General features: G+C 35.6%; 10 protein-coding genes. 6 read left to right on the top strand and 4 right to left on the bottom strand.

The window, feature by feature from the left end:
- Positions 1-64: 64 nt before the first annotated feature.
- Entirely contained in the window at positions 65-1,057 is a 993-nt protein-coding gene (locus ABWU32_RS04190) for a hypothetical protein (RefSeq protein ID WP_353278384.1), read from the bottom strand.
- Between the two features lie 118 nt (positions 1,058-1,175).
- On the opposite strand from ABWU32_RS04190, the gene ychF reads away from it, so the two are divergent.
- Positions 1,176-2,270 (top strand): redox-regulated ATPase YchF, encoded by a 1,095-nt coding sequence (ychF, locus tag ABWU32_RS04185; RefSeq protein WP_015588985.1) that lies wholly within the window; start codon positions 1,176-1,178, stop codon positions 2,268-2,270.
- 229 nt (positions 2,271-2,499) lie between these two features.
- On the opposite strand, the gene ABWU32_RS04175 is transcribed toward ychF, so the two are convergent.
- Positions 2,500-2,745 (bottom strand): hypothetical protein, encoded by a 246-nt coding sequence (locus ABWU32_RS04175; protein ID WP_141457173.1) that lies wholly within the window; start codon positions 2,743-2,745, stop codon positions 2,500-2,502.
- Between the two features lie 270 nt (positions 2,746-3,015).
- Between ABWU32_RS04175 and ABWU32_RS04170 the strand changes: the two genes are divergently transcribed.
- The 4 genes from ABWU32_RS04170 to ABWU32_RS04155 all read left to right on the top strand — a co-directional run bounded on the left by ABWU32_RS04170 (position 3,016) and on the right by ABWU32_RS04155 (position 9,498).
- Positions 3,016-4,218, top strand: a complete 1,203-nt coding sequence (locus ABWU32_RS04170) for an ankyrin repeat domain-containing protein (RefSeq protein ID WP_015588986.1) — start codon at positions 3,016-3,018, stop codon at positions 4,216-4,218.
- A complete protein-coding gene (locus ABWU32_RS04165) occupies positions 4,211-6,016 on the top strand; it encodes a pentapeptide repeat-containing protein (protein ID WP_015588987.1) in 1,806 nt (601 codons plus the stop codon). The genes ABWU32_RS04170 and ABWU32_RS04165 overlap by 8 nt, the downstream gene beginning before the upstream one ends.
- Positions 6,000-6,605 carry a guanylate kinase gene (gene gmk / locus ABWU32_RS04160; protein ID WP_353278953.1) on the top strand — a complete coding sequence of 202 codons (606 nt, stop codon included), beginning with the start codon at positions 6,000-6,002 and terminating at the stop codon, positions 6,603-6,605. Before ABWU32_RS04165 ends, gmk begins: the two co-directional genes overlap by 17 nt.
- Before the next feature lie 286 nt (positions 6,606-6,891).
- Positions 6,892-9,498, top strand: coding sequence for an ankyrin repeat domain-containing protein (locus ABWU32_RS04155; RefSeq protein ID WP_353278381.1), 2,607 nt, complete (start codon positions 6,892-6,894; stop codon positions 9,496-9,498).
- Here the strand turns inward: ABWU32_RS04155 and sdhA are convergent, their stop codons facing one another.
- Both sdhA and gltX read right to left on the bottom strand, forming a co-directional pair.
- Positions 9,499-11,298 (bottom strand): succinate dehydrogenase flavoprotein subunit, encoded by a 1,800-nt coding sequence (gene sdhA / locus ABWU32_RS04150; RefSeq protein WP_015588990.1) that lies wholly within the window; start codon positions 11,296-11,298, stop codon positions 9,499-9,501. It lies immediately after the preceding gene.
- Positions 11,299-12,195: 897 nt separating this feature from the next.
- Positions 12,196-13,617 carry a glutamate--tRNA ligase gene (gene gltX, locus ABWU32_RS04145; protein ID WP_141457167.1) on the bottom strand — a complete coding sequence of 474 codons (1,422 nt, stop codon included), beginning with the start codon at positions 13,615-13,617 and terminating at the stop codon, positions 12,196-12,198.
- Positions 13,618-13,766: 149 nt separating this feature from the next.
- Between gltX and ABWU32_RS04140 the strand changes: the two genes are divergently transcribed.
- A complete protein-coding gene (locus ABWU32_RS04140) occupies positions 13,767-14,522 on the top strand; it encodes an ankyrin repeat domain-containing protein (protein ID WP_265027757.1) in 756 nt (251 codons plus the stop codon).
- Positions 14,523-14,576: the final 54 nt, after the last annotated feature.

Here is a 14,576-nt window from a genome sequence, read left to right as displayed (position 1 = left end):
CATATTATATGAAATGCTTGCACAAACCCCTATATAAAAATATACAGGGCTATGAAGATTTATTTTACACTTCCAATTGTGATATTTGTTGTTGATGAAATATTTTTTCTGTTCTTGATTCCTCCATACTACATCTTGGTAAGCTTGAAGGGTTTTGCTTTTCAGAGCGCTCTATGCGCTGCTTTATATCACTAACGCACTGCCCTACAACATCACCAATTTTTCCATCAGCATTTTCTGCCAATAACTCATCAAATCTCTTCTCAACCTCTGCTCTCTCAGAGATATCCTTTGAAAGGTTACAATACTCTAAGATCTCATCTAACTGAAGCTTTTTTGCTAATAGGAAATCTTCTTGTTCTTGTTTTGCTAAACTTTTATTTCTATCAAGCAATGGTTCAAAATGAGCATGTCCTTTGTTTATTACATGCAAAACACTACTGTCGTCATAATTAACTTTATTGTATTCACCTGCACTTTTTGAACCTGAATTGTCTATTAATTCATGCAAAAACAAATCTTGGTTATCAACAGTCTGGTTCTCTATAACATGCAATTTTACATCATACTTCTGACAAAGTATTCTGCCTTCAACGTCAGGATCACCCCACCTATCGTTACGCATAATGTTTGCTGTATAATCATCTACAGTTTCACTACGGTGCTGGCCATTGTTATCATGACTATTGACAATTGCATTTGTAAACCACTTTGGTGGATTCTTTTGTGCAAATTCTTTACAGTCTTCTCGTAACTGCTCAACAGTAACTTCTATCCCCTTCTGCTGTTCTAGACCTTGTCTGAATGAGTCAAAAAAGCAGCTTCCATTACCAATTGCTTGTCCTACATGGAAATTGTCAGGGTAAGGATTACTATTTAAAAGAGTTATTTCTTGTCCAGAGCTCTTGAACCTTTTCGGACTTCCAGTATCGTAAAAATCATTTGATAGTTTCCGTTTCCTAGGTACATTCATTTGCCCTGAGATCTTGGGCCTTTTTATTCCAACCTCAACATCATGAAAATCACTTGGTAGCTTCCGTTTCCCAGGTTCAGCCATAGTTTTTACCTTAATTTAAGCTATATGTTACTATACCAACAAAATTATTAATAAGAAACTAATTAAGTATAGCAGAAATTTTTAAATTATGCAATAGTTATAACTTTAAATAGCAAATATGAGCTTTAACTGCGGTATAGTTGGGTTACCAAACATAGGAAAATCAACCTTATTTAATGCGCTTACAGAGTCAAGTGCAGCCGAAGCTGCAAATTATCCTTTCTGCACAATTGAGCCAAATATAGGCAAGATTTCGATAAAAGATCAGCGTTTGAAACAAATCGCAGCAATTGCAGGCTCAGAGAAGATAATTTATAATCAATTAGAAGTTGTAGATATTGCAGGTCTGGTAAAGGGTGCGAGCAAAGGTGAAGGGCTCGGCAATAAATTTTTAAGCCATATCAGAGAAGTTGATGCTATCGTTCATCTGCTCAGGTGCTTTACGGATGACGATATCAGCCATGTACACAGTAAAATAGATCCAATATCAGATGCTGAAGTGGTAGAAATGGAATTAATCCTAGCTGATATTGATAGCATAGAAAAAAGGCTTCCTCAATTGGAAAAGAAAGCAAAGCAAGGTGATAAAGAGCTAAAGAGACAACTTGAATTAATGCAAGAGGTATTAGCTACTTTAAAATTAGGTAAACCTGCAAGAAGTTTGGAGAATATCAATGAAGATGAGATGAAGTTGCTTCAATTGCTGACAACAAAGCCCGTTATGTACGTTTGCAATGTTGAAGATACAAATGTTATAACTGGCAATGAATTATCTAAAAAGGTAGAGAGAATGGCAGAGGAAAATAAAAGCAAATTTTATTGCATTTCAGCAAAACTCGAAGCAGATATTGCAAATCTTGATAGTGAAGAGGAAAAACAGAGTTTTTTATCAGAATTTGGCTTACAAGAATCAGGCCTTGATGGAGTAGCGCGTATTATGTATGAAGTGCTGAGTATGATAACTTTCTTTACTGTGGGCCCCAAAGAAGCACGGGCATGGCCAGTAAAAATAGGGTCAACAGCCGATAAAGCAGCAGGTGTAATCCACACTGATTTTGAGAAAGGCTTTATAAAAGCAGAGACAATAAGCTTTGCAGACTACATAAAGTATGGAAGTGAATCAGCTTGCAAAGACGCAGGAAAAATTCGCTTTGAAGGCAGAGATTACATCGTGCAAGATGGTGATATAATGCACTTTAGGTTTAATGTGTAGTTTATTATGCAGCCACTTATTTAAAGTTAAGTTTTCTGGATCCCAGTGTCTGGGCACTGGGATGACAAGAAAGGGAGCACTGGAATTTTTGTTTCAATATTTGTACATTAGCCATGCATCTGAACAGATACCTCCCCTAAACGGATACACTGTAGAAGGATAGTTTCTTCTCCCCAGTAAAGACTAAATTCCAGACTGGAATGACAGCAGTCCTATGTCATACCGCGATTCATTCCATAGCTGTACGAACATTCATTTTTGAAGGTAAATTGCACAGCAAATGGTCAGTGCTTGGCACTGGAATAACGTCCTCCTTTGTCATCCCAGTGCCCAGACACTGGGATCCAGTTTTCCATATAATCTCATCGAAAATGTTGTAACCACTTTCTATGCTAGTTTGCTTGCTTACAAGCAAACTTTTCTGGATCCAAGTAGTCTGGGCACTGGGATGACAGGAGAAGGAGGCTACTTGCATGACACCATTCTTTTTTCTGGATCTCAGTGTCTGGGCACTGGGATGACGAGAAAGGAGCACTGGGATGACATCCTCCCTAGCGGAGATTGCTCTCAAATCACAATGTTCGTACAGTAAGCACTGACCACTTTGCTTCAATATTTGCGATGCCCCTGAACAGATACAAAAAATCTATTATTTTTTTATAAATTAAATCCTAAGGCATTTTTTACTGTAGATTAATCATTTGATTATAGTATCATTTTAATTAAGCTTATGTTTTGAACATTTATGAAAAATATTTTATATTTCATACTATTAGTTGTTGTATTTGGATCACTGAGCCTGTTTGCCATAGAGCAGCGTGAAGAAAAGAAAATTGGGTCAGTTCATAAAAACGAAAATGTAGGTGCAAGAAAGCAAGATTTACTGAGCAGTACAAATCAAAAAGATGAGTTGAAAAGCAACGTCGATGCTAAACAAACACAAGAGGCTGAGAGCAAAAGATTAGACGGCACTACCGATAAAGAGAAGCTGCAACACAACGAGAACAAAGCTTCCGTGGTTGAAAAAACTATAAGTGAGGGTGAAAAGATTGATAAAGATTTGCCAAATGACCAGCTAGAAGGAAGCACAGACAAATTTGCTCAAAATTTACCAAATATGGCCAATAAAGAAGTGAATAAAGATTTGAAACCAGAGCCTTTGCCTTTAAGTGCTGATTTAAATGAGAATACAACTGACCCGCAAAAAAATCTACAAGCTGATCAGAAGATTGATATAAAAGATAATGAACTTTCAAAAAGTGATGCGAGTCAATTATTAGAGGGAAAAAAAGAAAAAGTAGAGAATCAGTCTGAAGAAAAAAAAGTGAAAGAAACAAACAGTAATTCCAAGGACCGCAATAGAGTAAAACCTATAACTAAAAAAGATGAAAGTGAAAAGAAAAATTTACAAAAATGGACAAAGCTAAACAGAGAACCAATAAAAGAATGGGGTCATAAAGACATACAAAGCAAGTCAATATATAAACGACAATATGATAGCCTTAATGAGCATCTTCCTACAACTGTGTTTATTGATGATTACAGTAAGCAATTTTTTTACTGCATTAAGAAGAACAACTTAACTTGCTTAAGAGGAGTAATAAGTAAGCTAGAAAAAATTGGATTAACAATTCAAGAGATACTAAGGTTTAGAAATAAATTGGGTGATACTCCTCTCATTTATTCAGTTAAACAAGGTGAGGTAGACATAGTGCGCTTTCTCTTATTACAAGGTGCTGATCTTAGAGTAGTTAACAATAATTTTCAATCCCCAATTGATATAGCAATCGAAAAAAAGCAGATCAATATAATAAATGCGATTGCCGAAATGATGCCACATCTTTTGGAGGATAGAAAAATAGACAATAAAGAAAGCTCAGCAATGTACGATTGGGCTGTGAAAACGAAAGAAAACAATGAGTCGCAGTGTGATAAGCAAGATGATTAGATTTTTGATATTAATTTTAGTTGGTCATTTATGTTATGGAAACGAAACAAATGATGAAAAAAATCAGATTAGTGATTTTTTAAACGCTCTGCATGATGTAAAATACGTATCTTACAGTAAAAAAGACTTTGCTGAATTTTTGGTGCAGTGCCACAAAGAGGGCGTGCCAGAAGATTTTAAGAAAGGTTTTGGTTCTAACTTAAATGGAGCTAATTTTAACCAACTGTACCTAAGTAAATCTGTTTTTGATGGAGTAAGTCTGATTGGTGCCGATTTTTCTAACACCGATTTATCCGATGTGTCTTTCATTGATGTTGATTTACGTGGTGCTAATTTTTCCAATGCTAATTTACATGGCATTAAAATAAAAGGTACAAATTTGAGTTTTACAAAATTTGTTTCTGCAAACTTAACAGATATCGTATTTGATCAGTCTAATGTTAGTTATGCTGATTTTATCAGTTCCGATCTCAAAAAAGTAAGTATGCACAACGTAATTGGTTTGCATACTAATTTCTCGAATGTGAAAATGAATTTCTCCAACTTATCAAACTCGAATGTTAGCCACGTAAATTTTAGTGATAGTGAAATAAACGATACCGTTATGCAGAAAAACAACCTTGATAATGCAAGTTTCTTTGGAGTGGATGCATATAAATTAAAGATACAATTTTCTTCATTAAAAAATGCTAACATATATGGTGCAGAGTTAAAAGAATCAGACTTTACAGGTAGCAATCTTTCCGATGCTTGCCTTAATTCTTCTATCATAATTAACAGTAACTTCGACGAAACTAATTTAAGCAACACACAAATTTCCTATGTGAATGACGATAATTCAAGTTTTGTTCAATCTATACTAAATGGTTCCAAGATAAAACATGCATATGTTTCTGAAACAAATCTTCAGGATGCTGATTTATCCAATATTGATTTTAGTTTTAGTGAACTGCATCAAGTTAATGTCTCTAATGCTGACATTCGTCATGGAAAGTTTCATAATACTAAAGTTGCGAATTCTAACATGAATGGCTCATTTTTTGACCATTCACTATTTACCTCTGCAAAGATAGAAGATTCAGACCTTTCTACAACTTCAATGTATAAGATAAAAATCCAAGACTCTCAAGTTTATAACAGTACGCTTTCTCGCCATAATATTGATTCCAGTGAAATAGAAAATTCAACATTCTTTAATTTATTAGCTGATAATTCGAGCTGGTCTAATTTAAAAGTAACTAATTCAAATTTTATTGAAAGCGATTTCAGATCTTCTTTGCTTCACGCTAATGCCTTTAGGAAAACTAGTTTTTTTCTTAGCAATTTGAGTAATTCAACAATTAGTGATATGTCTTTTCTCTCTTCAAGCATATATAAAAGTTCAGTTGCTAATTCTCATTTAACAGGTTGCAAGTTTGATAATTCAATTTTGATTGACAATCAAGGGCAGAAAAAACTTGCAGGCTTAGAAAATGCTATAACTTCAATTGAAGATTTGCAAGAGAAAATATCACAGGGTGAAAAATTTAATGTAAATTATTCTTACTTTGAATTTAAGGATATGAATTTAGAAAATGCCGATTTTTCTAATTCAACATTGAGTAGAGCAAAGTTTGTAAACGTTAATTTGAATAAGGCAAATTTTGAAAAGACCGATTTGCGCTATACTGTCTTTGATAACTCTTCTCTCATTGGCACCAACTTATCAAATTCTAATTTAGAAGGTTCTAGCTTTTTAAACTCTGATCCAAAAAGCACCATGTTAAAAAATGCAAAGAAAAATGACCGTAAAAAGTGAGGGCGTATTATTGGTTCTATCCTCCCCTTCTGGAGCTGGAAAAACTACTATATCAGCAAAATTACTTGAGCAATCAACTAATTTAGTTAGGTCTGTTTCTATGACTACACGCAAGCCTCGCCCCGGCGAAATAAATGGAAAAGACTATTTTTTCGTTACCGAAGAAAAATTTCACGAGTTATGCAAAGCTGGCCAAATGCTTGAATACGCCAAAGTTTTTGAGAATTTTTATGGTATACCAAGAAATTTTATAGAGCAAAACTTAAGCAATGGAATAAGCGTTTTACTCAGCATAGACTGGCAAGGAGCATTTCGCTTATTCAAGCTCATGAGAAAAAAAGTTGTAAGTGTTTTTATACTTCCCCCTTCAATGGAAGAGCTTAGGTTGCGTTTGCAAAAGCGTAATAGTGATGATGCAAGCGAAATAGAGCGCAGATTAGCCGAAGCTCAAAAAGAGATAAGCAAACGTGATAAATATGATTATGTAATAATCAATGATGATATTGATAAAAGTGTAGAAGAGATAAGCTCCATACTAAATAAAGAAAGACTTAAAAAACTAAAAGAAAAACCAAGTCTGGAAGACTGATAAAAACATCAATTTGGATATTTGCAGCTATAGTTTCTTATCCTATTTTAGCCAGTAGCACGTTTCGCAGTTTAGCTATATTTATTATTTTTTAAGATTAAATGGTTAAAATAGTAGCAACTGTTCAAGTGAGGATTTGACTATGATAACAGATTTTCTAATAGAAACTAGTTTTCTGCCTTTCCACCTATACATATACAACGTTTAGCTCAATTTAAAAGTCAAACTTCTTGGTTGTTAGTTTAGTGCTGACAACTTAAATAGCTTTTAATATTGAGGTTTTAGTATGGGTATAGATATAACTGCACTAACTACTAATGCAGATAAATTAGGTGAATGCATAGATAAAAATAAAAAGCAAGAGCAGGATAGAAAAGACGAGCAATTGTATGGCATTATAAAGAGAAAGGTAAAAAAAGAAGAACACAAGCGTGAAAAACCAAGAGGTCAAGATGGAACCCTCAAGAAGTGTAAAAGGTTATTTGAGAAAGATGCTAGTCCTGAAGTATTAACTAAATTAGAAGAATCACTTAGAGAACAAGAAAAATATTATAGGTATTATGTCCAATGCTTCCTTCCAGTGCTAGATAAAGCAATAGAACGATCGAAAAAAATATCAAATGAAACAAAAGAGCGAGTAAAGCAAGCAATTTCAGAAATTACTTATAATAGCAAATATTGTAACCAAAATGATCGTAGGGACAGTGGAATTGAAAGTGACTACAGTAGCGATGCTGGTGATGATTATGAGAAACATTCAATCAGTAACCCTAATACAGCAAATGAAGATCAAGAAGTAGAGAAAAGCAACGGAACAACGCATAATAATGTTCAATTACTAAAAGCGATCAAAAATGGAAATAACAGGAAATTAAAAAAATATCTAAAAGATTGTACGGATATTAGCAGCATAAAAGCTGAAGAAGGGAAAAATATTTTACACCTCATTGCGTCGTTGGAAAAGAAACAGAAATGCAAGTTTCTGGGTACCCTAATAAAAACGGTCACCAAGGAAGATCTAGCACAACTCATTAATAGTGAAAATCAGACCCCTTTTCAGGTAGCACTAATTAACAAGGTAACAAAAGAAAAACATGAGTCTAATACAATTCGAAGTAACGATAACACACTTAAGTTTCTTACAAAATTGTTAGAGCATGGAGCCAGCTCTGATAATTTAGAATTATCTACAGAAGAATTACAAAACTTAAAAGAGGAGCAAAAGACATACTACCGTAATTTCTTAGAAAAATTAGCAGAGCAAGGAAAGAAATCTAAATTAAAGCCAGAAATAAGAATCAATACAGAAGCAAAAATTAAAGAAATTATACCACATACCATAAATACTCCAGATAGTAATGATAATTATCTATTACATCCAGTAATTAAAAATAGTGATAAAAAACTTTTTAAAGAACTATTGGAAAAAGGTGCGGATATTAGCCTTAAAGACACAGATGGTAACAATGCTTTACACTTGATTGTTAAACCTGAAACAAAACAAAAACTTAAACTTCTCAATATATTGCTAGAAACAGGCCAAAAAGAACAATTTATAAAAGCTGTAAATGATAAAAAAGAAGGGCAAACACCGCTCCATCAGATACTCCAGCGCATACAAGAAAAGAGTAAAGAGCCTTCATTGAAAAATAAAATAAAAAATGTAGTAAAAAATGTAGTAAAAAAAGAATTTAAGGATACTGGCAGGTATAAAACCTTAGAGTTATTTCTACAAAATGGTGCAGATATTACTGTGCAAGATAAAGATGGAAAAAATGCTCTGCACTATATTGCTTCATTCAAAGGAGAACAAAAAGTTACATGTTTAGAGTTGATTTCAAATAAAGATGATGCTGTAAATACTACTAACAAGGAAGGGCAAACACCGCTCCATCAGATACTCCAGCGCATACAAGAAAAGAGTAAAGAGCCTTCATTGAAAAATAAAATAAAAAATGTAGTAAAAAATGTAGTAAAAAAAGAATTTAAGGATACTGGCAGGTATAAAACCTTAGAGTTATTTCTACAAAATGGTGCAGATATTACTGTGCAAGATAAAGATGGAAAAAATGCTCTGCACTATATTGCTTCATTCAAAGGAGAACAAAAAGTTACATGTTTAGAGTTGATTTTAAATTCGGTGGAAAAAGAGAAATTTAGTAAAGCTGCAAACGCCGCTAACGAAAAAGAACGCACACCACTACAAGTAGCGCTAATTACTAAGACGACAAAAGATAAACATAATTTGGTCAATCCTAAGAGCCGTGATAACACGATCAAGTTCTGTGTAAAATTATTGCAAAATGGTGTTGACCCAAAGCAGTTAATACTACCCGAAAGATTATGGAGCAAAGAGTATTATAAAACTATAAAAGGAATAGAGAAATCAATGGGTAGAGCGCTTATTCCAGATGATATGAGAACTGAACTGAAGTGCAACTTTGGCAGGAAGTTAAAAGCACGCGATATTGTGAAGTACATCAATAATGTTGCTTGTAAAGCAGTGACAACGCTTGTATTTGCTGCTTTAGCCTGTGCAGCAATATTCAGTGCTTCTCAAGGAATTATTACAATTGCAACTGCCTCATCTATTATAGCAGTTATTGGAGTTTGTTATCTTATTTACTTGAATTTAGAAAATATTTATGAAGGATTTGGAAAAATTAAAGGAAAGTTTACTGAAGAAAAGCAACTTACACTTCAAGATAACGCACCAAAAAATGATACACAATGCAATAACTCTGTTAAAGATATAGAAAATAAGTCCAACGATTTAGAAGAGCAAGAGGTGCAAAAATCATCAAATCAATCAGAGCATACTGAGAGTCCTCCAGACACTAAAATGAGTGCCATATCAATAAACTCGTTGAAAAATTGTGTAGGGATAGTGTAACTAGTAAACCCTCTTCTCTGGCGCTATGAAATCAATCTCACCGCTCAGAGTTTTTTCAGCCACTTTTTTATAATCAATTTTTACGTTAATTTGCCCTTTCTTTTCTTCAAGCCACGCTATAGTGTGCTTCATCCAGTTTTTGTCATCACGTTCAGGAAAGTCTTCACGAGCATGGGCACCTCTGCTTTCCTCGCGATTAGCTGCGCATTCCATGGTAATAACCGCTTGTGGGATCATGTTAGCAAGCTCCAGTGCTTCAACTAAATCACTATTCCACATCATACTGCGATCCTCAAGTGAAATATCAGGCATCATTTTTGCTACCTTTTTTATAGCTTTTTTGCCTTCTTCTAAAACTTCAGCAACACGGAACACTGATGCATACTTTTGCATAGTGTTCTGCATTTCGCTGCGTATTTTTGCTACTTTTAGCCCACCGGAGGCAAATCGCATTTTATTAAATCTATCTACTATCCAGTCTGTGCAGTCTGAATGCAATTTTTTATGTGGTGTACCGGATTTTAGTTTCTCTCTTGCTCTGAGCGCTGCAGCTCTGCCAAAAACCACAAGATCAAGAAGCGAGTTAGAACCAAGTCGATTTGCACCGTGCACAGAGACACACGCAGCTTCTCCAATTGCAAATAGTCCATCTACCACTTCTTCCTTACCTTGCTTCAGCGTGATCACTTCTCCATAATAATTAGTTGGAATGCCACCCATGTTATAGTGAACAGTCGGAATGACCGGTATTGGATCTTTAGTGACATCAACTCCAGCAAAAGTTCTTGCGGTTTCGCTAATGCCCGGCAATCTGAGTTTTATTACTTCCGGATCAAGATGTGCTATAGTTAAATACATGTAATCTTTTTTCGGTCCAACTCCCCTTCCCTCTCTAATTTCAATTGTTATTGCGCGACTTACCACATCACGAGAAGCTAAATCTTTTGCTTTTGGTGCGTAACGTTCCATAAACTTTTCGCCCTGAGAATTAACGAGGTACCCCCCTTCACCACGGCATCCTTCTGTCATCAGGCACCCTGAGCCATATATTCCTGTTGGATGAAATTGTACAAATTCCATATCTTCAAGTGGTAATCCAGCCCTTACTACCATGCCATTACCATCACCTGTGCAGGTATGCGCACTTGTTGCAGAGAAATAAACACGTCCATATCCACCTGTTGCTAACACCACTCTATGCGCACGAAATCTATGTAATGTGCCGTCGCATAGCGACCAAGCAAGAACTCCGCAGCATGTTTCGCTATCCATAATTAAATCAATCACAAAGTATTCAACAAAAAATTCAGCGTTGAATTTAAGACACTGCTGATATAGAGTGTGAAGGATTGCGTGCCCAGTCTTATCTGCTGCCGCACAAGTGCGCTGCGCTGATTTTCCTTTACCAAAGTGAGTTGTCATTCCACCAAAGGAACGCTGGTATATTTTGCCATCTTCTGTACGAGAAAAAGGTACGCCAAAATTTTCAAGTTCAATAACAGCTTTAGCAGCGTTTTTACACATATATTCTATTGCATCTTGATCACCAAGCCAGTCTGAACCTTTTATTGTGTCATATGCATGCCAGCGCCAATCGTCTTCACCGATATTACCTAAAGCTGCACTAATTCCGCCTTGTGCTGCAACTGTATGACTTCGTGTAGGGAAAATTTTAGAAATGCAGGCAACTGAAAAATTAGTTGCAGCCATCCCAAGCGTTGCTCTGAGCCCTGCTCCACCTGCACCTACTACTACCACGTCATACTCATGTTCTATGATCTCATACGCTGACTTATCCATATTTACTTATTTTATCATTACAGGCTTATGATATCACAGAAGTAGAAAAAATCTATACAAGTTTTCTATAGCTATACCACCGCGAACCGTCATACCGCCACGAACCGTCATACCGCCGCGGTATCTCTTAACATAGATCCCTTACTTAACCGTCATACCTTAACATAGATCCCGCTAACAAGCAGCGGGATGACGGTTATCAGGCTAGCTGTCATCCCAGTTTGGAATCCAGGAAAAAGAATGGTGTCATCCCATTGCCCAGACACTGGGATCCAGGAAAGTTTGCTTGTAAACAAGCAAACTAGCATAGAAAGTGGTTACAACGTTTTCGATGAGATTATATGGAAAACTGGATTCCAGTGTCAAGCACTGGAATGACATCACAGGGGCACTGGAATGACACCTCTCTTGGGCTCTTTTAGCTATAAACATTAAGAAATTTACCAAACGAAAAAAAAGGCAAAAGAAGCCCCGTGGTTATTATCCGCTTTAAAATATTGGCGTTTTTTATGTTTTAAACGCTTGACAAGCGAAATTCAGCTGCTTTTAATTGCAACTAACCTACGCTGCAAATGTTTAAGAAATTTACCAAGCAGAAAAAAAGACAAAGAATCCCCGAGTTAGCTAGTCTTTTACTATCTTTGTCGAGTATTGGCATTTTTTGATGTCTTGTAACGCTTTGTAAGCGCGTTCAGCTTATTTAGATAAAAATCTAGATGTAGATGAAGTTTTGTAAAGACATACAGTATCTATATACTGCAAAAAATTAAACATAAGACGCCGATACATTAAGTAATCCTTACCTTTTAATCTGCAGATTGGCGAAAGCAAATACAATAGCTTCACTGTCATGATAAAGGGGCTGGCGAAGGATGTCAAGTAATTTTCTTATTTCATTTAAATTGCTTGTAACCTTCTTATACACTCATCTTTACCAAGAATCACCATGATATCAATGATTCCAGGTGCATCCATTACTCCAGTTATAGGGGCGCGTAATGAGTGGTATACATCGCTTATTTTCATATCGTGCAATTTTGCACATTCCTTGATCTGAGAAGATAAAAAACCCTTATTCCAATTTTCATCACCGATCTTTGACAGAAATGACGCGAGTAACTTAATTATATTGAGGTTAGATTTGACAATTTGCTCAGCCTCTTCACTTAAATCAAGTGGCGGATCTTGAATATAAAATTTTGCTAAATCCAATAATTCGGTCAGGTAGTTTGCTCTTTTTTTTAGCTCTGTCAGTCCCTGCAGTAAATAGCCCTTTTTTTTGTCAGTTAGAGTATTTTCTCTAAGCATTAGAGTCAGAATATCTTCATTGCTCATATTACTAATATAGTGGTTATTCAAATGCTCCAGTTTTTTGAAATCGAGCCGTGCAGGTGAACGACCAATACTTTCTAAATTAAACCACTCTATTGCTTGCTCATCGCTAATAATCTCATCGTTGCCGTGACTCCAGCCAAGTCTCAGCAAGTAATTACGCATCGCTTTTGGCAATATTCCCATCTTTTCATAATCGCAAACGCTTGTGGCACCATGCCTTTTGGATAGCTTATTCCCATCTTCCCCATGGATAAGCGGCACATGTGCAAAGCGTGGAATGTCAAAATCAAGAGCCTGGTATATTAGCAGATGTTTAAAGGTATTAGTGAGATGGTCAGAACCGCGTATTATATCAGTTATTCCAGCATCATGATCGTCAATTACGACAGCAAAAATATATGTTGGAGTGTTGTCAGAGCGTAAGATCACTATATCATCAAGCTGGTTGCTATTTACTTTGATTTGGCCGTATATTTTATCATCAATAACGATCTCTTGCGAATCTGGCACTTTAAAGCGGACAACTGACCTCACACCCGATGTCATTCCAGCGCGTGACCACATATTTTTCCAGTGTCGGCTACTTGGATGACAAGAAGGAGGTTTTGTAGTACATTTATGCTTGTATATCTTGCTCTCTTCTCTTGCTTTTATTTTCTTTTCTGCAACTTCATCCTCAGGGCAATAACAGTGATACGCCCTACCCTTCTCAACTAAAAGGTTTGCTACTTCTTTATGCCGCTCTATTCTTTTTGACTGATATACTATTTCCCCATCATAGCTCACACCGAGCCATCTTAGCCCTTCTATAATTACATCAATTGCTTCTTTCGTTGAACGTTTTCTGTCGGTGTCTTCAATTCTCAGCAAAAACCTGCCACCATGATGCTTTGCATAGAGCCAATTGAATAAAGCAGTACGAGCTCCTCCAATGTGCAAAAATCCTGTTGGTGATGGAGCAAATCTAGTGACTACGTCTGGCATATTTGTCTATTACAGTAATATAAATGATGATAGCTAAAATTTATGTTTGTAACAATTTAGAATTTATTTGTTCTGAGAGATAAAATTTACTTGTTTTTCATAAATTGTGTTGTATAATTTAGTACTGGTTGAATATAGTGAGGTGAGTTATGGATGGACTTGTAGATATAGCAAAATTGCTTTCAGATAATGAAGCTAATATCAATTGGCGTTACACCGGCCCTTTTGATAAAACAAAACAAAGAGTACAGGCAGATAATCTCCTGCATTTAGCTGCAAGAATACAAAACAAAGGTAAATTTGTAGACATTTGTAAGAAGAACATTGCTTCTGTAACTGCGCATAATGAATATGGAGATAATCCATTTCATGAAGCAGCAAGAAGTGGAATTTTGCTGCCTGCAGTACAAGAGATTGTGAATGACTTAGAGACGGAAGCTGATAACAAAATTACGAAAGCAGAAGAAGCTGGAGATCGGAAAGAAGTAAGCAGATTGAAAGAGGAACTCAAATGTAATAAAAAATATATTAAAGATGCGCTCTGCAGTAAAGACTATGCTTTTAATAAGAAGAGGGAAACTCCTTTTTATTACTTAAATGCTGCACAACAGAAAGAAATTAAGCAAATCGCAGGCATAAAAGACAGCTTTATATGTAACCAGAAGTTTCACCTGTGCTTATATATAATAGGAGCGATAGCATGTATCGCTGCTTTATGTTTGTCTTTATACTTTTTATTTTTAGTTTCTCAATCTTTTGCACTAAGCTCGATGGTTGCAATAGCTTCTGGCGGAGTCACATACCTGTCAGTTAAAGCATGTAGCGAGATACATGCCTTGCATAACGAAAGCACTTTAGTGGAAAATGCTAATGTACAACTTGCAGGAGAAAGTTTGGGTGTTTGATGAAGCTAGAAATTACTTGCAGGCAATGATATAGAAATTTACTTTCTTAACTTC

The sequence above is a fragment of the Wolbachia endosymbiont (group A) of Udea olivalis genome, from assembly GCF_964028365.1.
GTDB classification, from domain to species: Bacteria; Pseudomonadota; Alphaproteobacteria; order Rickettsiales; family Anaplasmataceae; genus Wolbachia; species Wolbachia pipientis.
This window is presented reverse-complemented; position numbering and strand designations above follow the sequence as displayed.